General features: G+C 40.6%; 1 protein-coding gene. It reads left to right on the forward strand.

Annotated elements, in window-relative coordinates:
- The coding region (locus ACTG7L_RS10840) for a hypothetical protein (RefSeq protein WP_439328543.1) at nt 1-276 on the forward strand (276 nt) is incomplete at both ends.

A 276-nucleotide genomic window follows, 5' to 3' on the forward strand; every position in this document is an offset into this window, starting at 1 on the left:
CTAAAAATGCCAATATCACAGGGGTAGAAAGCGATTACGAAAGCAACTACAAATATCAAATGAAACAAAGTGGGTTAACGGTAGCGGTAAACATTCCAGCTTTACAAGCCTTGCAAAGTGCCATTGCTACGGTGAAATCAATAAAAACCGTTGGGCAAAGCAAAGATGACCGAATTAATGCGTTAGCGGCGGCGAATGTGGGTTTTGGTGCAGTAAGAACCTATGAACAGGGAAAGGATTTATATAAAAATCTACAAGAAAACGGCATAGATGGCT

Origin of the sequence: Lonepinella sp. BR2357 (assembly GCF_051851525.1) — a bacterium.
Classification (GTDB): domain Bacteria; phylum Pseudomonadota; class Gammaproteobacteria; order Enterobacterales; family Pasteurellaceae; genus Lonepinella.